Raw genomic sequence first — 24019 nt, 5'->3', positions numbered from 1 at the left:
CGCATGGAACAGGGCATCAAGGTCCGCCTGAAGCGCAGGCTGATCTCCAGCGGACTTGAGGCGGCCGCAATTCTTAAGGGCGCCGGCCTGATGCGGGACGTCGCCGGCATGGGCTGCATATTCACGCTGCATCATGTCCGCCCTGCCCTTCCCCGCCGCTTCGCACCCAACGCCCATCTCGAAGTCACTCCCGATTTCCTCGACCGGGCGATCGGACGTCTGAAGAAGGACGGCTACGAGTTCATCCCGCTTGGCGCATTGCCGGCGCGCGTCGCGAACGCCGACGGCAAGCCGCCCTTCGTCGCCTTCACGCTCGACGACGGCAACCGCGACAATCTCGACCACGCCCTGCCGATCTTCGCCCGCCACGATGCGCCCTTTACAATCTTCGTTGCTCGGGGCCTTTCGGAACGGACCCATAGCCTATGGTGGGAGACGCTGGCGGAACTGCTTGAGCGGCTGGATCGGCTGTCATTCGATTTCGGGTCCGGCGAGGAATTCCTGCCGCTCGGCAAGCACGGCCAGAAGCAGGCTGCCTTTTCCCGTTTTGCGGCTTTCGTTCATGGCAATGACGAAAGCGAGGCCGTGGCGCGGATCGACGATCTCGCCAGACGGAATGGCCTGGAGCCGCTGGATATCGTCCGCGCATCGATCATGGATCGGGCGGAGTTGCGGGACCTCGCCCGCCATCCCCTCACTTCGCTTGGCGCGCATACTGTGAGCCATCGGGCGCTGGCGCGGCTGCCCGAAGCAGAGGCTGCGGCGGAAATGGCGCTTTCAGCCGATTATGTGGCCGATATCACGGGGAAACGACCGATCGCGATCGCCTATCCGTATGGAACGATCGATGCGGCCTCATCGCGAGAGGGCAGGCTCGCTGCCGAACTCGGCTTCTCGCTCGGCGTCACGACGCGACCTGGCATGATCACGGCGGCAAGCGGCGGCGCCCCTACCCTGCTGCCGAGGCTGTCGCTAAACGGTCATTTTCAGAAGGCGCGCTATGCCTCGGCGCTTGCCTCCGGCATCCCCATGCGGCTGCTGGGACGCCGGGAGGCGATGTAGCTCCGCCGGACGGCGGCGCGGATCTTACGGGTACATGCGTACCTTTTGCCAGGCGCCTTCCGGCACATCGCGGCGAAATTCGATGCGGTCATGCAGACGAAACTGGCGGTCGTGCCAGAATTCGATCGACAGCGGACGAATGCGGAAGCCGGACCAGTAGGGCGGCCGCGGAATGTCGCCAATGGCATAGCGGGCGGTATATTCGGCAACCGCCTTTTCCAAAGCGAACCGGCCCTCGAGAGGGCGAGACTGCTTCGAAGCCCAGGCGCCTATGCGGCTGCCGCGAGCTCTCGTCTTATAATACTCGTCTGCCTCCTTGTCGCTGACCACCTCAACCACGCCGCGCAGGCGCACCTGACGGCGCAGCGATTTCCAGTGGAAACACATGGCCGCTTTCTTTTGGGAAAGAATTTCTTGGCCTTTCTGGCTTTCGAAATTCGTATAGAATACGAATCCATCGCTATCGAAACCCTTCAGAAGGACCATGCGGACATTTGGCAACCCATCCGTATCAACCGTTGCCAGAGCAACCGCATTCGGATCATTGGGTTCAGTGGTCTCCGCCTCCCGCAACCAGGCTGCAAAAAGAGTGAAGGGTTCGTTCTGCTCGGTGAAGTCACCGCTTGTTAACTCGTTTTCCGACATATTAGTTCAAATACTCCGCAATTCCTAAAAACAGTCGGCCTCTCAGGCTGGCCGAAATATTCGGGTGGAAGTCATAGCAAAGTCGACCGTTCATACAAAGCGCAAGCTTGCAAAAGACGTAACGATGGCTATCGCCCTTGTCTCCCTTTTCACCCTTGGCGGCTGCGTTGGCGGCGGGATGGACTATCTCAGCTCGGCGAAAGTGGACCGCAGCGTCTCGACCGGCACAGTGCCGACCGCCCCTGTAACCACCGATAGTATCTCCGACGAAACCACAGTGCGCAACGCCGTAACTTCGGCGGATCTTCACAAGCTTAACGGCCAGTCGGTTCCCTGGGCCAATGCTTCCACGGGCAGCGCCGGCGTCATTGACATGATCGTCGAAAACAACACCTCGGGCGTGGTCTGCCGCCAGTTCCGCACGACCCGCCACTCCTACGACGGCATCGCCAACTTTTCCGGCAGGACCTGCCTCGTCGGCCAGGGCGAATGGCAATTGCTGAGCTTTCAACAAGCCGGCTGATATAGCGCTTCTCCAGCTCCCTGAGGCAAGCCGATCCAGCTCGACGGCCCCAATAGTGCGTGTGGTATCGTACTCCAGTTTCGCGCGCACGTCGTTAGCAATCGGCTAACCATTTCGTAAAATGGCCATTGTCCGCTCCCACCAGGCGTAACGCCTGATTAGCAACTTTTCCCGCAGGATCATTTTATACGCGCAGGAACCTTGCCTCCCAGGAGGCGTAGGAGAGCGAAGCGCGAACCTTGGATTTATTTGTTGGGATGCTCCTACGGTGCCGGGCACGCCCATGAAACAGTGGCGGGGAAGATGCGTGATCCTTACAAGGTGCTGGGCGTGAAGAGGGACGCCGGGGCGGACGAGATCAAGGCCGCCTGGCGCAACCTCGCCAAAACGGCCCACCCCGATCACAATATGGGCGATCCAACGGCCACGGAGCGGTTCGCCGAGATCGGCCGGGCATACGAGACGCTGAAAGACCCGCAGAAGCGCAGCCGCTACGACCAGATTGCCCGCATGGCCGAAGCAAAGGGCCAGAGCACGGAACAGACCATCATGCAGCAGCGCCAGGCTGCGCGTGAAATGGCCGAGCGCGCCAAGGCCGCACGCGCCAATGCAGAAAAAGTCATGGAGGAACTTGCCCGGGCAAACGCGCGCAAGGCGGCGGCTGCTGCCGCGTCCAACCAGCAGTCGGCCGCAAACGAGTCGCCCGAGGACATGGTCGAGCGCATTTTTGGCGCGAAGGCGAGCCGTAGCACGCAACAGGAGCAGGCCACGGTCGAGACGGTGGCACCGCAAGCCGCCAAGCAGCAGGAATCCGAGCCGACCACGACGGAAGAAGCACATGGGGAAGAAGAGCTGCTGGCGACGGGAACCGGCTCGGTAAGCTCGCGCTCAGCCTTCGGCATTCTAAGCTCGTTCGTGCGGCGCATCACCGGAAGCAACGCTCCGGAGAAACCACCGGAAAAGACGCCGGAAGTGGCGGCCGAAGCAACCGTGACGCTCGACGACATGCTGAAGGCCCGCTGGATTACGGTTCCCCTGTCGGAAGGCCGCGAGGCACGCTTCCAGGCGACGACGGATATCAGCAACGGCCAGGTGCTTCATCTGAAGGGCCAGGGATTGAAGCTTCCAGGAATGCTGCGCGGCGATGTCGCCGTCACCATCCATCTCTCCACCGATACCCGCTTCACGCTCGACGGCCACGACATTCGCGCGACGCTGCCCGTGACAATAGAGAATGCCGTGCTCGGCTGCGAAACCACGGTCGAAGGACTGAACGGTCCGGTCAAGCTCACGGTGCCCGCATGGTCCGGCTCGGATCAGATCGTTCGCATTCCCGGCGAGGGATTGCCTGACGGCAAGGGCGGCAAGGGCGATCTTGTCGTCGAATTGCGGCTGATGCTTTGGGAAAAACCGGACGACAAGATTACGGACCTGATGCGCAGCATGCGCGAAGGGCTTTTCCTGTGAAATTTTGGTGACAACAGCACCCTTTGTTACGATCCCTAACAGTTGATGATCTTTACGATGCTTGAACAGGGGAACGGCCTATGCCATAGGCAGGGTCATTCGAAAGTTCAAGGGAGCAGAATATGGCTCAATCCACTGGCCTCATGGCAGGCAAGCGCGGCGTCATCCTCGGCGTAGCAAACAACCGTTCGATAGCGTGGGGTATTGCCAAGGCCTGCTCGGATGCCGGAGCCGAAATCGCACTGACGTGGCAGGGCGACGCTCTGAAGAAGCGCGTCGAGCCGCTCGCTCAGGAACTCGGCGCTTTCATGGCAGGCCATTGCGACGTGACCGAGCCGGCAACGATCGATGCTGTTATCGACGCGCTGGAAGCAAAGTGGGGCAAGATCGATTTCATCGTGCACGCGATCGCCTTCTCCGACAAGGACGAGCTGACCGGCCGTTACCTCGATACCAGCCGCGACAACTTCACGAAGACGATGGACATCTCCGTCTATTCCTTCACGGCGGTTGCACAGCGCGCCGAGCGAATCATGAATGACGGCGGCTCGATGATCACCCTCACCTACTACGGTGCGGAAAAGGTCATGCCACACTACAACGTCATGGGTGTCGCCAAGGCTGCCCTGGAAGCAAGCGTGCGCTATCTTGCCGTGGATCTCGGCGGCCGCGGCATCCGCGTCAACGCGATTTCCGCAGGCCCGATCAAGACGCTCGCAGCCTCCGGCATCGGCGATTTCCGCTACATCCTGAAGTGGAACGAGTATAATGCGCCACTGAAGCGCACCGTCACGATCGACGAAGTCGGCAACTCCGCTCTGTATCTGCTGTCCGATCTTTCGACAGCCGTTACCGGCGAAGTCCATCATGTCGATTCCGGCTACCATACGGTCGGCATGAAGGCCGTGGACGCGCCCGATATTTCCGTCGCGAAGGACTGATCAACAGGAAGACTGACCGTGTCGCCCATCCTCTATGTGATACGTCACGGTCAGACCGACTGGAATGCCGAGCGCCGCCTGCAGGGGCAGAAGGATATCGATCTCAACGCCATCGGCCGCGAACAGGCGCGGCAGAACGGCATAGATCTCGCCGAAATCCTAGCATTCGAAAACCAACCCTTCGATTTCATCGCCAGCCCGATGCGGCGCACGCGCGAGACCATGGAAATCGCCCGGCAGGCCATCGGCCTGCCGCCCAAAGACTATCTCACCGACGACAGGCTGATCGAGCTGTCGTTCGGCGCCTGGGAAGGCTTTACCCTCAAGGAACTGAAGGCGACGCAGCCTGACCGGCTTGCAGAGCGCAAGGCGAATAAATGGGATTTCATCCCACCCGGCGATGATGCCGAAAGCTACGAAATCCTTTCGTGGCGCGTGGGCTCGTGGCTCGCCTCCGTCGACCGGCCAACCGTCTGCGTCACGCATGGCGGTGTCATCCGCACGCTGTTCCGTCTGATCGGCGATGTTGCAAAGGAAGAGGCGGCCGAAATCCCGATCCATCAGGACCAGATCCTGAAGGTCGATCCACAAATGAAGATTATCGGCTGGATCTAGGATATTTCCGGCAGGAGCCGGCGCTTTTCCGACGGGAACTGGATGAAATCACTCATCGGCACTGCACCCAAGAGCCGCCACGGCCCGGCGGCAGCAGTATTTTACTGGACGATATCGAGATCGTTGACGACGCGCTTGCCGTCGACTTCCGTGTAGAAGACCACGACCTTGACGCCGGCCTGCAGGCCGTTGAAATCGAAATCCTCGGGGACCTGATAGTTCTTGCCGTCATCCAGCGTGATGCTGAAATTCTTCGTATCGACCTTCTTGATCGTTGCCTCGACATCCGCGCTCTCGGCAAAACCAGCGACGGGAGCAAGCAGGCTTGCCGTTGCCAAAAGCGTCGCTACGAAAAAGCGCATGGTCGTTACCCTTCAGGTCAATTTGCTCTTGATTTCTTATGAGCCGTAGAAAACACGTCGAATATGGCGGAAGTTGCCCCCAATAGTGGCTTCGCCCGCCCAATTGATGAATGTCTCGTCACAATCCACAATTCGGATTAATCTTTGTTTACCATGCCGATGGCCGCTGCAAGATGGGAGCCAAACGCCGGTTCCGCGGCAATGGAAAGAAAGATTTTGTCTTGCCGGCTTTTTGGCCCCGCCGGATGATCGAGGCCAAACGGGCCTCGATCATCCGGCACTGGAATCAAATAAGTAGAGCATGATGTCGCCCGAAAACCGCTTACACTTTTCGGCATCATGCTCTATGAGTGGGCCGCAATCGCAAGAGACAAGACGCGGTCTGTTCGTCGGGCCGCACCAATCCGGTCGTTTTTCATGTCGCACAATACTTTCGGTCACCTCTTCCGCGTCACCACCTGGGGCGAAAGCCACGGCCCGGCACTCGGCTGCGTCGTCGACGGCTGCCCTCCGGGCCTTCGTTTCAAGCTCGAGGACCTTCAGGTCTGGCTCGACAAGCGCAAGCCGGGGCAATCACGCTTCGTCACGCAGCGGCGCGAGGACGATCTCGTCAAGGTACTGTCCGGCGTGATGATGGACGAGGACGGCGAGACGATGATCTCGACGGGCACGCCGATCTCGATGCTGATCGAGAACACCGACCAGCGCTCGAAGGATTATGGCGAGATCGCAAAGCGTTATCGCCCCGGCCATGCCGATTATACCTATGACGTCAAATACGGCATCCGCGACTATCGCGGCGGCGGCCGCTCATCGGCACGCGAAACGGCGGCGCGCGTCGCAGCCGGCGGCATCGCCCGGCTCGTCGTGCCCGGTGTCACGATCCGCGGCGCGCTGGTACAGATCGGCAAGCACAAGATCAACCGCGCCAACTGGGATTGGGCGCAGGTGGACCAGAACCCCTTCTTCGCCCCCGATCCGGAAATCGTGCCGGTGTGGGAAGAATATCTCGACGGCGTCCGCAAGGCCGGTTCCTCGATCGGCGCCGTCGTCGAAATCGTGGCCGAAGGCGTGCCGGCCGGTCTCGGCGCACCGATCTACGGCAAGCTCGACCAGGATATCGCCTCCCTGCTGATGTCGATCAACGCCGTCAAGGGCGTCGAAATCGGCGAAGGCTTTGCCTCTGCCGAGCTGACAGGCGAAGAGAATGCCGACGAGATGCGCATGGGCAATGACGGCAAGCGCATCTTCCTGTCCAATCATGCCGGCGGCATCCTCGGCGGCATTTCCACCGGCGAGCCGGTGATCGCCCGCTTCGCCATCAAGCCGACCTCCTCGATCCTGACCGAACGCCAGTCGATCGATGCCGATGGCCACAATGTCGATGTGCGCACCAAGGGCCGCCACGACCCGTGCGTCGGCATTCGTGCCGTGCCGATCGGCGAAGCGATGGTTGCTTGCGCCGTTGCCGACCATTATCTGAGGGATCGCGGCCAGACGGGCCGGCAGAGATAGGAATTTCGAGATGCCTTACGACCAGAAGCGTGTTGTTGATGCCATCCGGGCTTTCGAGGCTGGCGAAATCGTCGTCGTCATGGACGACAATGACCGCGAGAACGAAGGCGACCTGATCGTCGCCGCCGTTCATTGCACGCCGGAAAAGATGGCCTTCATCGTTCGGCACACCTCGGGCATCGTCTGCACGCCGATGCCGCGCGAGGAAGCCAAGCGGCTGAACCTCAACGCCATGGTGGCGGAAAATGATTCCGCGCACACGACGGCCTTCACCGTCTCCGTCGATTTCAAGCATGGCACCACCACGGGCATTTCCGCCGACGACCGGACGCTGACCGTGCGCAACCTCGCCAATCCGAATGTTGGCCCTACAGATTTCGTCCGCCCCGGCCATATTTTCCCGCTTGTCGCTCGCGAAGGCGGCGTGCTCATGCGCTCGGGCCATACGGAAGCCGCAGTCGACCTCTGCAAGCTTGCCGGCCTGCCGCCGATCGGCGTCATCAGCGAGCTCGTCAATGACGACGGCACGGTGACACGCGGCCAGCAAGTGGTGGAATTCGCCGAACAGAACGGCTTGAAGCTTGTCTCCGTCGCCGACCTCATCGCCTATCGCCAGCGCAAGGAAACGCTGATCGAACTCGGTGCGAGCTTCGACGTCGAGACGCCGTTCGGCAAGGCGCGCGCGCATACCTACTCCCTGCCCTGGGATCCGATGCAGCACCTTGCCGTCGTCTTCGGCGATATCCGCGATGGCATCGACATACCCGTGCGCCTGCATCCGGAAAACGTTGCCGAGGACATTTTCGGCAAGAGCAGCCCGGTCGATTTCTACATGCAGAAGATCGCCGAGGAAGGCCGCGGCATCATCGTGTACCTGCGTGAAGGCTCCGTCGGCGTCGGCCATTTCGACAACGGCCGCAAATCGCGCCAGACCGGCCGCGAAGCCCATGCCGAAGCCCAGACCCGCGAGAGCGAATGGCTGGAAATCGGCCTCGGTGCGCAAATCCTGAAGGATCTCGGCGTCAGCTCGATCAAACTGCTCACCAGTCGCGAGCGGCACTATGTCGGCCTGGAAGGCTTCGGCATCAAAATCGCCAAGACGGAAATCTGCTGATTTTTCACCCTCCCCTGGAGGGGGAGGGTCGGAGCGAAGCTCCGAGGTGGGGTGATTCCGGCCCCCCAGGCAAACTATTGTCACCCCCACCCGCCGCTGCGCGGCGACCTCCCCCCTCAAGGGGGAGGTGATCAGCCGCGCCAGCCTTCTAGAAACACGACTTTCTCGACGCCGGCGAAGCGGGCGACGCGCTCCAGTTCGGCCTCCAGCTTCTCCAGCCGGCCGGCCGAAGCCTTGACGCCGGGCTCCAGCCATAGGCGTTTGACGTCCAGAGTGCCCGACTTGCGATCGGCCTTCATGTCGATCCGTCCGATCAGACGGTCTCCCTCCAGCAGCGGGAAGACATAATAGCCGTATTCGCGCTTCGGTTCCGGCACGAAAATCTCGATGCGATAGAAGAAGCCGAAGAGGCGTTCTGTGCGGTTGCGATCCCGCAATGTCGGGTCGAAAGGGCTGAGAACGCGGATGCGCGCCGGCGCTTCGACATGAGTGTCGAGCGTTTCATGGAAGTCGAGGAAGGCGAAGGAAGGGCGCGGCCTGCCGCCACCGGCGGGCTCGATCAGCACATCGGTCAGTTCGTCGCGATGCGTCTCGACCCAGCTCTTGGCCTCCTGCGGCGTCACAAGATCCCAGAAGGCAGCGATTTCACCCGAGGTGGCGAAGCCAAGCCGCTGCAGTGCGCTGCGGCAAGCCCAATCGACGAATTCGTCGTGTTCCACTTCCGGCTCATGGAAATGCCTCGGCAGCACGCGTTCGACAAGGTCGTAGACCTTCTGGAAATTGGTGCGGCCGGCAATCGCGAATTTGCCGGTGCGCCAGAAATATTCGAGCGCCGTCTTGTTCGGGTGCCAGTTCCACCAGCCGCCGGAGACGTGATCCTCCGCCTTGATCTCGCGGGCGGTGATCGCACCATCCTTCAGTACGCGCTCGTAGGTTTCCTCGAAAGCTGCTTCGAACCCCTCCCCGCGCCATTTGCGCCAGCGTGCGATAATGGCCTCGTCCTCGCGGCGAAAGCGATGCTTCCAATAGACGAAGAAGGCGCTCGGCAGGATGGAAGCATCATGCGTCCAGTTCTCGAAGAGTGCGCCGTCCTTTTCCAGAAGCTCCGTCAGATGTTCGCGCCGATAGGTCTGATTGCGCGAAAACAGGATCTGGTGATGGGCGCGCTCGACGGTGGCGATGCTGTCCACCTGCACGAAGCCGATGTCGTGGATAAGCTGCAGCAACCCCGCCTTGGTCAAGGCGCGATTCGGCGGATTGGCGAGCCCCTGCTTGGCAAGGAACACGCGGCGGGCGTCGCGATTCGAAAGTAGATTCGTCATGGGCGGATCATAGGCATAAATTCCCATGCATTCAAAGAGGCCGCTGATTTGATAAATCGGTGCGATGCGCTATAGCTCCGCGACAGAGCAATTCCAGGAAAAGTGCGCAGCGGTTTTCCGTCCGGAATTGCATCGATAAGAGGAGATAGAGCGGCTCCGAGGTTCCGTGAAGCGCTGAACCGCTCTATCTCATGGGGACAGGGAAGCCGCTTGGATATTCGCTTCGACAATGCCGGCGTCGACTACGGTACGCGCACAGCGCTGTTTCCGCTCAGCCTGACGCTTCAGGAGCGCCGCATCGGGGTGATCGGCCTCAACGGCTCCGGCAAGACGACCTTCGCAAGGCTGATCAACGGGCTCGTCAAACCGACGACCGGACGCATCGTGGTCGATGGATTCGACACGGTCGATGACGCCGGCGAGGTGCTCGGAAAAGTCGGCTATATCTTCCAGTCGCCGCAGAACCAGATCATCCTGCCCATCGTGCGCGACGACATCGCCTTCGGGCTGAAGGCGCGCGGATATACCAAGACGCAGATCGAGGCGGCGGTCGAGAGCATTCTCGACCGGTTCGGCGTCAGCCACCTCGGGGCGCGGCGGGCACACGAGCTTTCCGGCGGGGAACTGCAAATGGCTGCACTCTGCTCGGTACTGGTCACCGGCCCCGACATCCTGATCCTGGACGAACCGACCAACCAGCTCGATCTCAAAAACCGGGCATTGGTGCAGAAGACCATTGCCGAGCTGCCCGAAGCCGTCATCGTCATCAGCCACGACCTGCCGCTGGTCGAGGATTTCGATCGGGTGCTGCTGTTCGATGAAGGCAGGCTGGTGGCCGATGCTCCCGCCGCCGAAGCGATCACTCGCTACAGGGAGCTGGCCGACTGATGCAAACACTTCATGTGGACGCGGATACCTGGATGCACCGGCTTTCGCCGCGCGTGAAACTGCTGGCACTCGCGGCACTTGGTATTGTGCTGTTCCTGACCCAATCCGCCGCCGTGCTTTCCTGCGCGAATCTCATCGGCGCGAGCCTCTATTTTCGCACCGGCCTGGCGTTCGCAGAGGCGCTGAAGCGGTTGCGTCCTATCCTGATCTCGATTGCCGTGCTCGCCGTCTTTGCGGCGCTTTTCGGCCCGCTTCACATCGCAATCGTCACCGCGCTGCGCTTGACGGCGCTCGCGCTGTTTGCGGCTACGATGACCGCGACGACATCGATGGCCGCATTCATCGACGAGATCACTGCCCTTGCCATGCCGCTCGAGAAACTGGGCCTGCTCAAGGCAGCCGATATCGGGCTTGCCATCGGCCTCGTCATCCGTTTCGTGCCAGAAATTCTCGATCGCTACCGCGCAATCCGCGAGGCGCATCAGGCCCGTGGGATCGAGATACGGCTGGCAACCACGCTCGTACCGCTGATCATCCTGACGCTGCGCGATGCGGACAATATTGCCGCGGCAATTGACGCGCGCGGCATTCGGCGGCAATGAACATAGATCTCTTTCGGAAGGAGCCGCCATGAACACCCGCGATCTCGTCCTCTCGGCACTTTTTGCCGCCATCATCGTGGCGCTCGGCCTGCTGCCGCCGATCCCGATCGGCATCATTCCCGTACCGATAACTGCGCAGTCGCTCGGCGTCATGCTGGCGGGCGTGGTGCTCGGAGCGAAGCGCGGCACGATCGCGGTGTTGCTGGTCGTCGTGCTCGTAACGATCGGCCTGCCGGTCTTGTCGGGCGGCCGCGGCGGGCTTGCGGTGTTCGCCGGTCCTACCGCCGGTTTTTTTGTCGGCTGGATATTCGCAGCCTTCGTCACAGGCTATCTTTCCGAGCGATTGGTAAAGCCGGAGCAGAGCAGCCTCGTCCAGGGCGTCGGCTTCTTCATTGCCGCCGTCATCGGCGGCGTGGTGGTGCTTTATGCATTCGGCATCGCATGGCTGGCCGTCAATATCGGCTTCGGCAAGGCATTCATAGGCTCGCTGAGCTTTGTGCCGGGTGACGTCGTCAAGGCGGCCGTGGCAGCCCTTGTCGGCCGTGCCGTCATGGCTGGTTATCCGCTGCTGCCGCAGCGGAGCTAGACCGGCTTAGGCCAGATATTTGTAGAGCCAATCCCGCGTATCTTCGGGCAGCGGTGCGGGGTCATGCTCGTCGCCGCGAACCGCGAGCCAGAGAATTTCCACCTCCGCCGCCAGCTCGTTGCCGGTCTCGACAGCGACGACGAAGCCGATCGACTTTCCGCCGATCTTGTTGACGCTAACCGAAAAGCGAGCAAGATCATCGTAACGAAGGGGCCTGTGCAGCGAACAGGACGCCTTCCTGGCGATATAGATGGGCTCGTCATCGACCAGCGGCCGGGTGCGCCAGAAATTCGAAAGCGCCGTCTCCGCCTGCGAGATGTAGGAGGCGATGAACATGTGGCCGTGCCTGTCTACATCGCGCGGAGGGACCCTGACTTCGATGACATCGGATCGCTCTATACTCATCATCACGCAACAACCCTGGCCGACGCCATACTGACCTTAATGAAAGCTTAACACCGCGCCTCGATATGTAAACGGGCGCTCTTCCAAAGTGGTTAAGATGGATTGTTGACATCGTGGTGACATTGTCCATGTCCTGTAATAGGCGTCACACCTCTTCTATAGATTGGCCCCATGAGCACACGTCTTTACGAACACCCGATCTTTCTTGAACATATTGTTCCACCCGGTCACCCGGAGCGGCCGGATCGGCTGCGGTCGCTGAACATCGCGCTGGAGCATCCGAATTTCGAGCGGTTAGACCGGCGCAAGGCCCCGCCCGCTCCCGAGGATGCGATCCTGCTCGCACATCCCGAAGAGCATCTGGAGTTCGTCCTGCGCTCGATGCCGGACAAGGGCGACGACGGCGAAATCAGCCAGCTCGAGGCGGACACCTACGCCAGCCCGAAGACGCTGCAGGCGATCCTGCACGGCGTCGGCGGCGCCATGGCGGCGGTCGACGATGTTTTCACGGGTGCCGCAGACAATGTCTTCGTCGCCGCCCGCCCGCCGGGCCACCATGCCGAGAAGTCCAAAGCCATGGGCTTCTGCTTCTTCAACAATGCGGCGATCGCAGCCCGCCACGCCCAGAAGGCCCATGGCGCCGAGCGTGTCGCCATCGTCGACTGGGACGTGCACCACGGCAACGGCACCCAGGATATCTTCTGGGACGATCCGTCCGTGCTCTTCTGCTCCACCCATCAGATGCCGCTCTATCCGGGCACGGGCAAGAAGGACGAGCGCGGCGCCCACAACACCATCGTCAATGCGCCGCTTTCACCGAACACCGGCGGCGAACATTTTCGCGAGGCCTTCAAGTCCCGCGTGCTGCCGGCGCTGCATGACTTCCGCCCCGACCTAATCATCATCTCCGCCGGTTTCGACGCGCATCACCGTGATCCGCTGGCGCAATTGAACCTGACGGGCGAGGATTTCGACTGGGCGACGGGACGCCTGCTCGAGGTCGCCGACCGCAGCGCCAAGAACCGGGTCGTCAGCCTGCTCGAAGGCGGCTATGATCTGGAAGGCCTCGCCGAGTCGGCGGGGATGCATATTCTACGCATGATGAAGGGTTGACGATGAGCGAGAGCGCCAAGGTAGATGTTTCGGGCTATTCCTTCGAGAAGGCCGTGGCGGAGCTCGAGAGCATCGTTGCAAGGCTGGAACGCGGCGACGTGGCGCTGGACGAATCCATTTCCATCTATGAGCGCGGCGAAGCGCTGAAGAAACACTGCGAGGCGCTGCTGTCGGCTGCCGAAAACCGCATCGAAAAGATCAGGCTCGACCGTGCCGGAAAGTCGCAGGGCACGGAACCGCTGGACGGCGCGTGAGAGCAGCGAGAAAATTTGAGTTTGCCTGACATTCCCGGTAGGTTGAGCGTCAACCGAAAGGAGAGCCGATATGTCCTTCTTCCCAGGCAACGATCCTCAGGCCGGTGATGCCTTCGCCTGCGACGCGATCGAGAACCTCATCATTCCGCGCACCAGCGACCTTGGCGGTTTTTCGGTGCGGCGCGCGCTTCCGAGCAGCCGGCGGCGGCTGGTGGGGCCGTTCATCTTCTTCGACCGCATGGGGCCTGCGATCCTGCGGCCGGGCGAAGCGCTCGACGTGCGCCCGCATCCGCACATCGGGCTTTCCACCGTCACCTATCTGTTCGACGGCGAAATCCGTCATCTCGACAGCCTCGGCACGGCCAAAGTCATCCGCCCCGGCGACGTCAACCTGATGACGGCCGGGCGCGGCATCGTGCATTCCGAGCGCACCCCGGAAAATCTGCGCGACCATCCGTTTGCCATGTCGGGCCTGCAGACATGGCTGGCACTCCCTGATGACAGGGAAGAAATCGATCCCTCCTTTGCCCACACGGAAAAAGACGACCTGCCCGTCATCGACGATGGCGGTGTGACGGGACGGGTGGTGATCGGCAGCTTCGAAGGCCTCACCTCGCCGGTAAAATCCTTCTCCGATACGCTCTATGTCGATCTTCAGCTGCAGCCAGGCGGGAAGTTTCCTTTTGGAGCAGCGCATGAGGAGCGCGCCGTCTATATCCTTTCCGGCTCGCTCGTCGTCGCCGGCGACCGCTTCGAGCAGGACCAGCTTCTCGTTTTCCGCCCCGGCGACGCCATCACCCTGGAAGCCGCAGAAAAAGGCTGTCATCTCATGCTTTTTGGAGGTGCGGCGCTCAATTCGAAGCGCTATATCTGGTGGAATTTCGTGTCCTCTTCCAAGGAGCGCATCGAAAAGGCCAAGGAAGAATGGCGCACAGGCCGCTTCGACATCGTGCCGGGCGACGAGGAAGAATTCATCCCCCTGCCGGAAGGCTGACGGGTTCATGACAATCCCACATGTTTCGTGTTCGGGATTACCTTGAATTCGGCGCCTTTTGCCGCAATTTGTTTTGACGTAAAGGCGGACAGCCGCCCAAGAATTGCAAGAAAGAGGCTTCCGCCTTGACACAAATGCCACAGACGCCCCTGCTCGATCGAGTCCGGTATCCTTCCGACCTGCGGAAGCTGGAAGATCGGGACCTGCCGCAGCTCGCCCGCGAAGTCCGTGATGAGATGATCGATGCGGTATCGCGCACGGGCGGGCATCTCGGCGCCGGCCTCGGCGTCGTCGAACTCACCATCGCCATCCACAGCGTTTTCGATACGCCGAACGATCGCCTGATCTTCGATGTCGGGCATCAGTGTTATCCGCACAAGATCCTGACCGGGCGGCGCGATCGCATTCGCACGCTGCGTCAGGAAGGCGGGCTTTCCGGCTTCACGCGCCGGGCCGAAAGCGAATACGACCCCTTTGGCGCTGCGCATTCGTCGACATCGATTTCCGCCGGTCTCGGCATGGCTGTTGCCGCCGAACTCGATAAGACCGACCGCCGCGTCATCGCCGTCATCGGTGACGGTGCGATGTCGGCCGGCATGGCCTACGAGGCTCTGAACAATGCCGGCGCGCTCGATGCGCGGCTGATCGTCATCCTCAACGACAACGACATGTCGATCGCCCCGCCGACGGGGGCGATGAGCGCCTATCTCGCCCGCCTCGCCTCCGGCCGCACCTATATGGGCTTCCGGGATTTCGGCAAGAAGCTGACCGCCTATCTCGGCAAGAAGGTCGACCGCGCCATCACGCGGGCGGTCGAGCACGCACGGGGCTATGTCACCGGCGGGACAATGTTCGAGGAGATGGGCTTCTACCATATCGGCCCGATCGACGGTCATTCTTTCGAGCATCTGTTGCCGGTGCTGCGCAATGTGCGCGACAACGCGCAAGGGCCCGTACTGATCCATGTCGTGACGCAGAAAGGCAAAGGCTATCCGCCGGCCGAAGCAGCCGCCGACAAATATCATGGCGTCAACAAGTTCGACGTCATCACCGGCACGCAGACCAAGGTAAAGCCGAACGCGCCGAGCTATACCAGTGTCTTCGCCGATGCCCTGGTGCAGGAAGCGACGCTTGACGAGAAGATCGTCGGCATTACCGCTGCCATGCCGAACGGCACGGGCCTCGACAAGCTGCAGGAATTCTTCCCCAAGCGCTGTTTCGACGTCGGCATCGCCGAGCAGCATGCCGTGACTTTCGCAGCCGGCCTCGCCGCCGAAGGCTACAAGCCCTTTGCCGCTCTCTATTCCACCTTCCTGCAGCGCGCCTACGACCAGGTGGTGCATGACGTGGCGATCCAGGGCCTGCCGGTCCGCTTCCCGATCGACCGCGCCGGTTTCGTCGGCGCCGACGGCCCGACGCATGCGGGCTCCTTCGATACCGCTTTCCTTGCCACTCTGCCCGGTTTCGTCGTCATGGCCGCGGCCGACGAGGCGGAGCTCAAGCACATGGTGCGCACCGCCGCCGCCTACGATCTCGGCCCGATCTCCTTCCGCTATCCGCGCGGCGAAGGCGTCGGCATCGAGCTGCCGGAGCGCGGCCAGATCCTCGAAATCGGCAAGGGCCGCGTGGTGAAGCAGGGTTCGAAAGTGGCATTGCTATCCTTCGGAACGCGCCTGGCAGATAGCCTCGCTGCCGCCGAGGATCTTGATGCTGCCGGCCTGTCGACGACGGTTGCCGATGCGCGTTTCGCCAAGCCGCTCGACCACGACCTCATCCGCCAGTTGGCCGCTCACCACGAAATGCTGATCACCATCGAGGAAGGCTCGGTCGGCGGCTTCGGCAGCCAGGTCATGCAGTTCCTCGCCCGCGAAGGCCTGCTCGACAACGGCCTGAAGATCCGCTCGCTCGTCATGCCCGATATCTGGATGGAACAGGCGAAACCCGAGGCTATGAACGCCATGGCCGGCCTCGACCGCGCCGGCATCGTCCAGACCGTGTTCAGGGCGCTCGGCCACGGCCGGATCGTCGAAGTGGCCGGCTAGTTTGGCCCCGTCGGCTATTCCGCTCCGACTGGCCTCGCTTTAGGAATTAGAGTATTTCCAGGAAAAGTGCGAAGCGGTTTTCCGTCCGGAATGCGAAAAAACAAGAACATAGGGCACTTTCGCGATTCGAAGAAAAGCGGAAGCGCCCTAGGAGCCGAAGACCGCGACGCGATCGCGGCCGGCAGCCTTTGCCTTATAAAGCGCGGCATCGACATTCCTCAGCAGCGATATACGCGTTGCCCCATCCTGCGGCGCAGCAGCGGCGCCGATGCTCAGCCGCGCGAAAATGGATCCGCCATCAACGATGAATGGCGCCCGAAAGGCTGCGAGCAAGCGCTCGGACAGGGAAACAAGCGTGTCCCCTTCGGGCAGGTCGGGAACAAATATCGCAAACTCGTCACCCCCCATGCGCACGACGATGTCATCGATGCGAATGACGGAGCGGATGCGGGCGGCGGCTTCGCATAGCACCTCGTCACCGACATTGTGGCCGAAGCGGTCGTTGATCGCCTTGAAGCCATCCATGTCCAGATAGAGCGCGCCGAAACCCCGGTCGCCGGCGATGGCGGCACTCAGGGCTCCATCGACGATGCCTTCCAGCGCCGATCGGTTGAAGAAACGGGTCAGGGGATCGGTCATGGCGGCGGTACGCAAGCCGCTCTCGGCGATCCCCATCAACAGATTGGTCTTCTGAAGACGCAGAAGCGCGCTCGCGATCTGAGCAAACCGCATGAGGCTCTGCTGCTCGCTCTCCTTAAAGCGTCTCGGCGCCTGATCGAGAATGCAGAAGGCGCCGACGGGCAAGCCATTCTCCAACCTGACCGGTGCGCCTGCATAGAAGCGGAAATACGGGTCTTCGAGAACGAAGGGGGCAGCCTTCAATTCCGAATCCTCGACAAGATCGGGAATAACAAGCAGCTCGTCGTCGAAAACCACTCGCGTGCAGATCGACATATCACGCGAGCATTCGGCGATCTTCAGCCCCGCCTGCCCGGCGATACGCTGCCAATCCTCATCGATGATGTTGATCGCCGCATATGGTGTTTCAAACACGCCTCTTGCCAGCTCCGCAAGGGTCGCAAGCTCAGGCGTCGGGCTGCTGTGTACCGCATTCAGGGAGCGTACGGCCAAAAGCCTCTGTGTTTCGTTGGCCGGAACTCGGACGAGCTGTCCCATTCGAACCTCCCTCGGCGATCATCCTACGATTTATAAAAATGGCGGTTCGCCGCTCAGAGCAACCCTGCCACCGATCAAATATTTAATAAATCTTGACCAAAGGATGATCCGCTAAATTGCCGAACACGAGCATGTAGGCCCGAACAGCCTGCTTCCCAAGGGAAAGAGCGCAGACGACAAAGACAAGGCTGCTCCAAAATAACGCAGGTGTCGGCGAATGATATTTTCGCAAAGCCTGTGAAAAATGGATCGGCCGGCCGCAAAGCGACGGGCCGATGACGTTCATGGAGGTGATTCGTCGCGAGCCGCCCTGCCAGACATCCTCTACAGGGCAGCTGTCACAGGGCGATCAGAACTCTTCCCAATCGTCCTGAGCGGCAACGGCTGCGGCGGCCGTTGCTTTGCCGGCGAAGGCCCTGGCAACGGTGCGTCCCAAGGCCCGTGCCGGAGATGCGGCGGGTTTTGCACGCGCGGTCGCGGCAACCGGCCGGGCGGGTGCAGCCTGCGCGGCGTTGCTCAAGCGGAATTGCCGAAGCAGCTCGTTGAGGGCTGCAGCTTCGCGGGCAAGCGCATGGCTTGCGGCCGTCTGCTCCTCGACCATGGCGGCATTCTTCTGCGTGCCCTGGTCCATGTTGTTGACGGCAGTATTGATCTCCTGCAGGCCGGTCGACTGCTCGCGGGTGGCGGTGACGATCGCGCCGACGTGCCGGTTAATCTCCTGCACTTCCGAAACGATCATTTCCAGAGCCTTGCCGGTTTCGCCGACCAGAGAGACACCGGTATTGACCTGATCGCTCGACGTATTGATCAGCGATTTGATTTCCTTGGCCGCATTGGCCGAGCGCTGGGCAAGCTCGCGCACCTCCTGGGCGACGACGGCAAAGCCCTTGCCGGCATCTCCGGCGCGGGCGGCCTCGACACCGGCATTGAGCGCCAGAAGATTGGTCTGGAAAGCGATATCGTCGATGACGCTGATGATGTTGCTGATCTCGCCCGAGGACTTTTCGATCTGCTGCATGGCCGAGACAGCCCTGCGCACGACCTCGCCGGACTTTTCGGCGCCGACGCGTGCACGCTCGACGAGATGGCCGACATCCTCGGCGCGCTTGGCGGAGTCGCGAACCGTGGTCGTCACCTGCTCCAGCGCCGCAGCGGTCTCTTCGACGGCTGCAGCCTGCTGCTCGGTGCGGTGTGCCAGATCGTCGGCTGCCGAGCGGATCTCGTCGGCGCCGGCATTGATGGCGGCGGCGTTATGACCGACCGACTGCAGGGCCGCTTCCAGCTTTTCGACGGCATTGTTGAAGTCAGCACGAACGCTGTCGAACTGCGGCGCAAAGGCCCGTTCCAGGCGCGCCGCGACATTGCCGGCGGCGAGCGTGGAGAGCCCGCCCGCGAGCGTTTCCATGGCGAAGCGGATTTCACCATCTTCGCGCGCCTTCTGCTCATCGCTCATCTGACGCTGACGTTCTGCATCGTCGCGCATGCGATTGGTTTCGCCGGCAAGGCGCAGCTTCTCGATACCGGCCTGCTTGAAGACGAGGACGGCATCGGCCATGCGGCCGACTTCATCGCCGCGACCGACGGCCGGAACTTCGACGTCATGATCGCCATTCGCCAGACGACCCATTGCCGCCGTCATGCCGACGATGGGGCGCACGATCGCGCGCGACAGAAGCCAGGCGAGCACTGCGGCGGCAAGCGACGCGAAGATGCTGCCCAGAATGAGGGTCAGGCGCAGATCGCCATTGGCATCGTCCTGCGTGGCGGCCAGATCATCGGCCTTGGTACGAGCGGCCTGCTTGATCTTGGCGGCAGCCTCACGGAAGCCATCGAGCTGGCCCTTGGTTTCGTTCTGACCGATCTTGACGATCTGGTCGAGAGGCATCTCGGTTTCCTTGCGGGCCTTGGCCTGCGGCTCGGCGAGCTGGTGGAAATAGAGATCGGCAGCCTTCTGCATGTTGTCGATGGCCTGCAGCAGATCCGGAGAGCCAGCTGCGACCTGCTTGGCCGCAGCGATGCTCTTCAGCATCCGCTCGCGATTGGCGAAAATATCGCCATAGGTGCTGTCGCTGCGCAGCAGCAGGAAGCCGCGCAGATTGACGGCCTGCTCCAGCATGGCCTGCAGGGAGTCATCGATCAGGTTGACGAGCTGGTGCGAACCGGCCTGCTCGGAGGCCGCTTTGGCCGAGACTTCTTCCTTGGAATACACGAATGCGGAAACGCAGGCAAAAATGGCGATCAATACCGTAAACGTGATGGCAAGCTTGCCATTCAAGGAAAATTTTTGTGCAAACATGAATGAGCGCCTCCTGAGCGCCGGTCCTGGCGAGCATCGACGGGCCGCGATTGGGAGGAAACACAGCCAGACGCCCGAAGAATTCAGGGAGAGGCATGATTGGGGCGCAGAAGCGCAAAGCCATCATGGCAGGCGACGAACTCGGAACGGATCATCGCAATCCACCGCATCAGTAGAGGCTACCGCTTTAAAATTATTTAATTTTGCGCAACCGGTTTAAAACGGGCCTAATTCACAGGCGTTGCGGTGAGAATGAGGATATCGAGATCGCGCTCGGGATAGAAATCCTGCGCGGTCATCTGGAAGCTGCTCGGACCGATCTTCTTCACGTCTTTGCCGCAGAAGCTGATGTAGTTATCCGGGCTGCCCTTGTCGACGGTCAGTTCGAAATGCTTGATGGGGCCGGACCAATTGGCACCCGTCGTCAGCACGTAGGAGATCCAGCTTTCCGTATAGGTGCGCCCGCCCTTGTCGGCTGCAGCGGCAAGCTTGGTCGCGGTCTTCAGGAAAGCCTCGTCGAGACAATACCTGCCGCGATAGGCCTGCAGCTGCTGCGTCTGATACTCTTCCTCACCCGCAAAGGTGATGGCCACGGTGCCGCCGACGCTTGGCTTGTAGCGATGCTGGACTGCGATCTTGGCCTTGGCCGGAAACTTGGTGCGCCACCAATAGGTCGTGTGCAGCGTCCACATCGGCGTCGGATGATGCTTCATCCCCTGGCCGTCATTATCGTATTCGTCGTCGGTAATCAGGCCGCGAGCCGTCCAGTCTTCCAGCACGTCGGCGGGCAGCCTGGCGGCAGCATCCATTGCCGCGCTGCTCAGCGGCAATAATGGCACGCCATGCGCCTTCAGCTCATCCGTCATGTCGACCCCGGCGACGGTAACGCTTTGCTGCAGGGTCGGAGTTATCGCCTTCCCGTCCTGCGTCACGGTGAAGCCGAGGAAGTTGTCGGCCTCGACATCGCCGGCATCGACCGTACTATCGACATCGCCCTTGATATCCGGCATCGGGAAAGCGACGATGCTCTCGACCTCCTTGTCGGAGGTATTTTCGAACACATAGTCGACCCGCACTTCGGCGGGCGAAATGAACAGTTTTTCCTGGGCCATGCTGATATCGCCGGAGCGGACATAGGCGAGACCACCCGTCCGCAGTTCTGCCATGGTGTCGTTCGCCAAGGCGGGCGCGGCGAGCATCGCCAATAGCGCCGTATAGCCACCGATTTTTCGCATGATGTTCCCCGGCCGCAGATTTGTTCGATTATGGCCAGCTGCAATCCGCCGTCAACGCCGACATCAGCACAAAAGGCTTGCAACGCATTGCATTGCCCGGCATGGACAGCCTATGTCCGAACCGCAACGCCTCGACCAGCTTCTTGTCACCCTTTCGCTCTTCGCCAGCCGATCCCGGGCGCGCGATGCCATTCAACGCGGCACCGTGACCGTGGATGGCAAGGTCGTGACCAAACCGGGCGCATTGTTTACCGAAGAGGCACAGATCGGTATCGACGATCCCGCCCAGGATTATGTCTCACGCGCGGCGTTGAAACTGGTAGCCGCGCTCGACCATTTCGGCCTTGATCCGCAAGGGCAGCAATGCCTCGATGTCGGTGCATCGACCGGGGGCTTCACCGAAGTGCTGCTGCAACGCGGCGCAGCCCATGTCACCTCCATCGATGTCGGCCATGGCCAGATGCATCCTCGCATCTCGGCCGATCCGCGGGTGACCAATATCGAGGGGCTGAACGCCCGCAACCTGACCCCCGAGGATATCGGCCGACCCATTTCGTTCGTCGTTTCCGACGTCTCCTTCATCTCGCTGAAACTGGCCCTTGCACCGGCGCTCGCGCTTGCCGAACCGGGTGCGCGCGCGGCGCTGCTGGTGAAGCCGCAATTCGAGGCTGGTCGCGATGCGATCGGCAAGAACGGCCTGCTGAAAGACCCCTCCTCCGCTCCATCAGTCGCCGCCGAACTCGAGCGCTGGTTTGCCGAGGATATGGGCTGGCGGAGCCTCGGCCTCATCGACTCGCCGATAGCAGGCGGCGACGGCAACCACGAATTTCTTCTCGCAGGGATCAAGCCATGAGCACTGAAAACGTCACCATCCAGAAGCTCGGCGCTCAGGGCGACGGCATCGCCCAAAGCGCTGATGGCCCGATCTACGTGCCCTTCACGCTGCCGGGCGAAACCGTCGCTATTGCGCGGGTGAAGAGCCAGGGCACGCTGATGTCGATCACGACGGTGTCGCCGGATCGGCAGGAGCCGCACTGTCGCCACTTCGGCCCGCATGGCGTCAATGGCGCCTGCGGCGGCTGCACGCTGCAGCAATATGCCGATGCGCCCTATCGCGCCTTCAAGCGCCAGCTCGTCGTCGATGCGCTGCGCTCGAAAGGCCTGACGCCCGAGGTGGACGATATCGTCGCTGCGCATCCGGGCGAACGACGCAAGGTGGTCTTCGCCGCACGGAAAACCGAAAAGGAAATGCTCATCGGCTTCAACCAAGCCGAAAGCCACCACATCGTCGCCATCGAGGAATGTCCCATTGCGGCCGCCGGCATCATGGCCCGTTTGCCGGCAATCAGGACGATCGCCGCGGCGATAGCCATCAATGCGGAGGCGTTCCGCATCTCGGTTCTGGAAACGCAGACCGGTCTCGATCTCGCCGTCGACGGCATCAAGTCGCTCTCGGACAAGCAGCGCCGCAGCACGATCGAAACCGTGCTGTCGCTTCGCGGCATCGCGCGCCTTTCACTGAACGGTGAAATCCTGGTGGAGCCGGCAAAGCCGATCATCGATTTCGGCGGCGTGCTGGTTGCCCCGCCACCGGGCGCCTTCACGCAGGCGACCAAGCAGGCCGAGGATGCCATGGCAGAATTAGTCACGGCTCATGTCGGCAAGGCAAAGCGCATCGCCGATCTCTTCGCCGGCAGCGGCACCTTCTCGCTTCGCCTGGCGCGGATCGGGCGTGTACACGCGGTTGAAAGCGAGGACAAGCCGCTTGCCGCACTCGATCATGCCGCCCGCAATACACAAGGGTTGAAGCCTGTCACTATCGAACGGCGCGATCTCTTCCGCCGCCCCTTGATGGCACAGGAACTAAAGGTATACGACGCCGTCGTCTTCGACCCGCCGCGCGCTGGCGCGGAGTTCCAGTGCAAGGAGCTCGCCCGATCCCAGGTCAAGAAGATCGTCGCCGTTTCCTGCAATCCGCTGACGCTTGCCCGCGATCTGGCTATTCTGGTCGACGGCGGCTACCGCATTACCCGGGTGACGCCGATCGACCAGTTCCTGTGGACCTCGCATGCCGAGGTGGTCGCGGTGCTGGAGAAGTAAGCCTTCACCGCTTCATGAAGGCCTCGAAGGCCGCGCGGGCTTCGGCGCTTTTCAGCTGCGCGGCGAAATGCTCGGCTTCCCGCTGGATCCGGTCGAGGACCTCTTCCGGTGAGCCGCGCATGAGATTGCGTGCGATGCGCAGCGCTTCCGGCGGCTTGGCGGCGAGTTTTGCAGCCAGCGAGAGCGTCTCGGCTTCCAGCGCGTCCGGTGCGGTCACCTTCCAGATCAGGCCAGCTTCTTTCGCTTCGGCAGCAGTGAAGCCTTCACCAAGCGCAAGCAGGGCAAAGGCGCGCTGATGCCCCATCACGCGCGGGGCAAGCAGGCTCGAAGCGGCTTCCGGAACGAGAGCGAGGTCGACGAAAGGCGTCTTGAACAGGCTGCGGTCGGAGGCAATCGTCAGGTCGCAATGCAGATGGATCGTGGTGCCGATGCCGATCGCCAGGCCATCGACGCCGGAGACAACGGGCTTTCTGGCACTTGCGAGCGCAATGAGGAAGTCAATGACTTCGCGGCCCATGCTGCCGCCCATGGCGAAGGCAAGGAAATCGGCGAGATCATTGCCGGCCGAGAAGCAGCCTTCCGTGCCGAGGAAGACGTGGACGCGGATATCCGGCGCGTCCTCCGCCGCCTTCAGCGCATCGGTCATAGTCAGATACATGCCGCGCGTGATGGCATTCTTCTTTTCCGGCCGATTGAACCGGATAATCTGGATGTGCGGGGCGTTCTCGGAGCGTTCAATGAGGATATGGTCGGTCATGCTGG

Annotated in this window: 25 protein-coding genes; 16 read left to right on the top strand and 9 right to left on the bottom strand. The window is 61.6% G+C overall.

The window, feature by feature from the left end:
* The first annotated feature begins 3 nt into the window (after positions 1–3).
* Positions 4–1062 carry a polysaccharide deacetylase family protein gene (locus RHSP_RS05075; RefSeq protein WP_004110039.1) on the top strand — a complete coding sequence of 353 codons (1059 nt, stop codon included), beginning with the start codon at positions 4–6 and terminating at the stop codon, positions 1060–1062.
* Positions 1063–1086: 24 nt separating this feature from the next.
* Here RHSP_RS05075 and pdxH read toward each other — a convergent pair whose 3' ends face one another.
* On the bottom strand, positions 1087–1707 hold the full coding sequence (pdxH, locus tag RHSP_RS05070) for a pyridoxamine 5'-phosphate oxidase (RefSeq protein ID WP_004110035.1): 621 nt from the start codon (positions 1705–1707) through the stop codon (positions 1087–1089).
* Between the two features lie 64 nt (positions 1708–1771).
* Between pdxH and RHSP_RS05065 the strand changes: the two genes are divergently transcribed.
* The 4 genes from RHSP_RS05065 to RHSP_RS05050 all read left to right on the top strand — a co-directional run bounded on the left by RHSP_RS05065 (position 1772) and on the right by RHSP_RS05050 (position 5253).
* The gene (locus tag RHSP_RS05065) at positions 1772–2230 is read left to right on the top strand and encodes an RT0821/Lpp0805 family surface protein (RefSeq protein ID WP_037149682.1); all 459 of its coding nucleotides are present in this window, start codon (positions 1772–1774) and stop codon (positions 2228–2230) included.
* A gap of 303 nt (positions 2231–2533) precedes the next feature.
* Positions 2534–3697 carry a DnaJ domain-containing protein gene (locus RHSP_RS05060; protein WP_037149679.1) on the top strand — a complete coding sequence of 388 codons (1164 nt, stop codon included), beginning with the start codon at positions 2534–2536 and terminating at the stop codon, positions 3695–3697.
* A 122-nt stretch (positions 3698–3819) separates the two neighbouring features.
* Entirely contained in the window at positions 3820–4638 is an 819-nt protein-coding gene (gene fabI, locus RHSP_RS05055) for an enoyl-ACP reductase FabI (protein WP_004110026.1), read from the top strand.
* 18 nt (positions 4639–4656) lie between these two features.
* A complete protein-coding gene (locus RHSP_RS05050; protein ID WP_004110022.1) occupies positions 4657–5253 on the top strand; it encodes a histidine phosphatase family protein in 597 nt (198 codons plus the stop codon).
* Positions 5254–5354: 101 nt separating this feature from the next.
* On the opposite strand, the gene RHSP_RS05045 is transcribed toward RHSP_RS05050, so the two are convergent.
* Complete coding sequence (locus RHSP_RS05045) at positions 5355–5615, bottom strand: DUF1344 domain-containing protein (protein WP_004110020.1); 261 nt, start codon at positions 5613–5615, stop codon at positions 5355–5357.
* A gap of 417 nt (positions 5616–6032) precedes the next feature.
* Here RHSP_RS05045 and aroC point away from each other — a divergent pair, with 417 nt between their 5' ends.
* Complete coding sequence (gene aroC / locus RHSP_RS05040) at positions 6033–7130, top strand: chorismate synthase (protein WP_037149786.1); 1098 nt, start codon at positions 6033–6035, stop codon at positions 7128–7130.
* A 10-nt stretch (positions 7131–7140) separates the two neighbouring features.
* Complete coding sequence (ribB, locus tag RHSP_RS05035; protein WP_004110015.1) at positions 7141–8244, top strand: 3,4-dihydroxy-2-butanone-4-phosphate synthase; 1104 nt, start codon at positions 7141–7143, stop codon at positions 8242–8244.
* Positions 8245–8375: 131 nt separating this feature from the next.
* On the opposite strand, the gene RHSP_RS05030 is transcribed toward ribB, so the two are convergent.
* A complete protein-coding gene (locus RHSP_RS05030; protein WP_037149784.1) occupies positions 8376–9566 on the bottom strand; it encodes a winged helix-turn-helix domain-containing protein in 1191 nt (396 codons plus the stop codon).
* A 210-nt stretch (positions 9567–9776) separates the two neighbouring features.
* Between RHSP_RS05030 and RHSP_RS05025 the strand changes: the two genes are divergently transcribed.
* From RHSP_RS05025 to RHSP_RS05015, 3 genes are read left to right on the top strand one after another with little or no spacing between them, the layout of a single operon-like run.
* Positions 9777–10454 carry an energy-coupling factor ABC transporter ATP-binding protein gene (locus RHSP_RS05025; RefSeq protein ID WP_004110011.1) on the top strand — a complete coding sequence of 226 codons (678 nt, stop codon included), beginning with the start codon at positions 9777–9779 and terminating at the stop codon, positions 10452–10454.
* On the top strand, positions 10454–11056 hold the full coding sequence (locus tag RHSP_RS05020; RefSeq protein ID WP_004110009.1) for an energy-coupling factor transporter transmembrane component T family protein: 603 nt from the start codon (positions 10454–10456) through the stop codon (positions 11054–11056). The genes RHSP_RS05025 and RHSP_RS05020 overlap by 1 nt, the downstream gene beginning before the upstream one ends.
* Positions 11057–11084: 28 nt before the next feature.
* Entirely contained in the window at positions 11085–11642 is a 558-nt protein-coding gene (locus RHSP_RS05015; RefSeq protein WP_004110008.1) for a biotin transporter BioY, read from the top strand.
* 6 nt (positions 11643–11648) lie between these two features.
* Here RHSP_RS05015 and RHSP_RS05010 read toward each other — a convergent pair whose 3' ends face one another.
* Positions 11649–12050 (bottom strand): acyl-CoA thioesterase, encoded by a 402-nt coding sequence (locus RHSP_RS05010; protein WP_037149674.1) that lies wholly within the window; start codon positions 12048–12050, stop codon positions 11649–11651.
* Positions 12051–12218: 168 nt separating this feature from the next.
* Between RHSP_RS05010 and RHSP_RS05005 the strand changes: the two genes are divergently transcribed.
* From RHSP_RS05005 to dxs, 4 genes are all read left to right on the top strand, one after another.
* Positions 12219–13160: a histone deacetylase family protein gene (locus RHSP_RS05005; protein ID WP_004110006.1), complete on the top strand. Its 942-nt coding sequence runs from the start codon at positions 12219–12221 to the stop codon at positions 13158–13160.
* A 2-nt stretch (positions 13161–13162) separates the two neighbouring features.
* Positions 13163–13414, top strand: coding sequence for an exodeoxyribonuclease VII small subunit (locus RHSP_RS05000; protein ID WP_004110005.1), 252 nt, complete (start codon positions 13163–13165; stop codon positions 13412–13414).
* 70 nt (positions 13415–13484) lie between these two features.
* Positions 13485–14408 (top strand): pirin family protein, encoded by a 924-nt coding sequence (locus tag RHSP_RS04995; RefSeq protein ID WP_037149672.1) that lies wholly within the window; start codon positions 13485–13487, stop codon positions 14406–14408.
* A 125-nt stretch (positions 14409–14533) separates the two neighbouring features.
* Positions 14534–16450, top strand: a complete 1917-nt coding sequence (gene dxs / locus RHSP_RS04990; protein WP_037149670.1) for a 1-deoxy-D-xylulose-5-phosphate synthase — start codon at positions 14534–14536, stop codon at positions 16448–16450.
* A gap of 147 nt (positions 16451–16597) precedes the next feature.
* Here the strand turns inward: dxs and RHSP_RS04985 are convergent, their stop codons facing one another.
* From RHSP_RS04985 to RHSP_RS04970, 4 genes are all read right to left on the bottom strand, one after another.
* Positions 16598–17626: a sensor domain-containing diguanylate cyclase gene (locus tag RHSP_RS04985; RefSeq protein WP_004109997.1), complete on the bottom strand. Its 1029-nt coding sequence runs from the start codon at positions 17624–17626 to the stop codon at positions 16598–16600.
* A gap of 82 nt (positions 17627–17708) precedes the next feature.
* Positions 17709–17912: a hypothetical protein gene (locus tag RHSP_RS04980; protein ID WP_037149668.1), complete on the bottom strand. Its 204-nt coding sequence runs from the start codon at positions 17910–17912 to the stop codon at positions 17709–17711.
* Between the two features lie 63 nt (positions 17913–17975).
* Entirely contained in the window at positions 17976–19922 is a 1947-nt protein-coding gene (locus RHSP_RS04975) for a methyl-accepting chemotaxis protein (protein WP_037149666.1), read from the bottom strand.
* 227 nt (positions 19923–20149) lie between these two features.
* Complete coding sequence (locus RHSP_RS04970) at positions 20150–21157, bottom strand: DUF4424 domain-containing protein (RefSeq protein ID WP_004109988.1); 1008 nt, start codon at positions 21155–21157, stop codon at positions 20150–20152.
* Between the two features lie 112 nt (positions 21158–21269).
* Here RHSP_RS04970 and RHSP_RS04965 point away from each other — a divergent pair, with 112 nt between their 5' ends.
* On the top strand, positions 21270–22010 hold the full coding sequence (locus RHSP_RS04965) for a TlyA family RNA methyltransferase (RefSeq protein WP_037149664.1): 741 nt from the start codon (positions 21270–21272) through the stop codon (positions 22008–22010).
* Positions 22007–23257, top strand: coding sequence for a class I SAM-dependent RNA methyltransferase (locus tag RHSP_RS04960; RefSeq protein ID WP_037149661.1), 1251 nt, complete (start codon positions 22007–22009; stop codon positions 23255–23257). The genes RHSP_RS04965 and RHSP_RS04960 overlap by 4 nt, the downstream gene beginning before the upstream one ends.
* Positions 23258–23261: 4 nt before the next feature.
* On the opposite strand, the gene RHSP_RS04955 is transcribed toward RHSP_RS04960, so the two are convergent.
* Positions 23262–24014, bottom strand: a complete 753-nt coding sequence (locus RHSP_RS04955) for a crotonase/enoyl-CoA hydratase family protein (RefSeq protein ID WP_004109979.1) — start codon at positions 24012–24014, stop codon at positions 23262–23264.
* Positions 24015–24019 lie beyond the last annotated feature (5 nt).

Origin of the sequence: Rhizobium freirei PRF 81 (assembly GCF_000359745.1) — a bacterium.
In the GTDB taxonomy this organism is placed as follows: domain Bacteria; phylum Pseudomonadota; class Alphaproteobacteria; order Rhizobiales; family Rhizobiaceae; genus Rhizobium; species Rhizobium freirei.
The sequence above is the reverse complement of the archived record's forward strand: the minus strand, read 5'-3'. Positions and strand labels throughout refer to the sequence as shown.

What these genes read in the sequence shown, in the direction of transcription:
- RHSP_RS05075 (WP_004110039.1), top strand. Translation starts at nt 4, where the DNA reads ATGGAACAGGGCATCAAGGTCCGCCTGAAGCGCAGGCTGATCTCCAGC.
- pdxH (WP_004110035.1), bottom strand. Translation starts at nt 1,707, where the DNA reads ATGTCGGAAAACGAGTTAACAAGCGGTGACTTCACCGAGCAGAACGAA.
- RHSP_RS05060 (WP_037149679.1), top strand. Translation starts at nt 2,534, where the DNA reads ATGCGTGATCCTTACAAGGTGCTGGGCGTGAAGAGGGACGCCGGGGCG.
- fabI (WP_004110026.1), top strand. Translation starts at nt 3,820, where the DNA reads ATGGCTCAATCCACTGGCCTCATGGCAGGCAAGCGCGGCGTCATCCTC.
- RHSP_RS05045 (WP_004110020.1), bottom strand. Translation starts at nt 5,615, where the DNA reads ATGCGCTTTTTCGTAGCGACGCTTTTGGCAACGGCAAGCCTGCTTGCT.
- aroC (WP_037149786.1), top strand. Translation starts at nt 6,033, where the DNA reads ATGTCGCACAATACTTTCGGTCACCTCTTCCGCGTCACCACCTGGGGC.
- ribB (WP_004110015.1), top strand. Translation starts at nt 7,141, where the DNA reads ATGCCTTACGACCAGAAGCGTGTTGTTGATGCCATCCGGGCTTTCGAG.
- RHSP_RS05030 (WP_037149784.1), bottom strand. Translation starts at nt 9,566, where the DNA reads ATGACGAATCTACTTTCGAATCGCGACGCCCGCCGCGTGTTCCTTGCC.
- RHSP_RS05020 (WP_004110009.1), top strand. Translation starts at nt 10,454, where the DNA reads ATGCAAACACTTCATGTGGACGCGGATACCTGGATGCACCGGCTTTCG.
- RHSP_RS05015 (WP_004110008.1), top strand. Translation starts at nt 11,085, where the DNA reads ATGAACACCCGCGATCTCGTCCTCTCGGCACTTTTTGCCGCCATCATC.
- RHSP_RS05010 (WP_037149674.1), bottom strand. Translation starts at nt 12,050, where the DNA reads ATGATGAGTATAGAGCGATCCGATGTCATCGAAGTCAGGGTCCCTCCG.
- RHSP_RS05005 (WP_004110006.1), top strand. Translation starts at nt 12,219, where the DNA reads ATGAGCACACGTCTTTACGAACACCCGATCTTTCTTGAACATATTGTT.
- RHSP_RS05000 (WP_004110005.1), top strand. Translation starts at nt 13,163, where the DNA reads ATGAGCGAGAGCGCCAAGGTAGATGTTTCGGGCTATTCCTTCGAGAAG.
- RHSP_RS04995 (WP_037149672.1), top strand. Translation starts at nt 13,485, where the DNA reads ATGTCCTTCTTCCCAGGCAACGATCCTCAGGCCGGTGATGCCTTCGCC.
- RHSP_RS04985 (WP_004109997.1), bottom strand. Translation starts at nt 17,626, where the DNA reads ATGGGACAGCTCGTCCGAGTTCCGGCCAACGAAACACAGAGGCTTTTG.
- RHSP_RS04980 (WP_037149668.1), bottom strand. Translation starts at nt 17,912, where the DNA reads ATGAACGTCATCGGCCCGTCGCTTTGCGGCCGGCCGATCCATTTTTCA.
- RHSP_RS04975 (WP_037149666.1), bottom strand. Translation starts at nt 19,922, where the DNA reads ATGTTTGCACAAAAATTTTCCTTGAATGGCAAGCTTGCCATCACGTTT.
- RHSP_RS04970 (WP_004109988.1), bottom strand. Translation starts at nt 21,157, where the DNA reads ATGCGAAAAATCGGTGGCTATACGGCGCTATTGGCGATGCTCGCCGCG.
- RHSP_RS04965 (WP_037149664.1), top strand. Translation starts at nt 21,270, where the DNA reads ATGTCCGAACCGCAACGCCTCGACCAGCTTCTTGTCACCCTTTCGCTC.
- RHSP_RS04960 (WP_037149661.1), top strand. Translation starts at nt 22,007, where the DNA reads ATGAGCACTGAAAACGTCACCATCCAGAAGCTCGGCGCTCAGGGCGAC.
- RHSP_RS04955 (WP_004109979.1), bottom strand. Translation starts at nt 24,014, where the DNA reads ATGACCGACCATATCCTCATTGAACGCTCCGAGAACGCCCCGCACATC.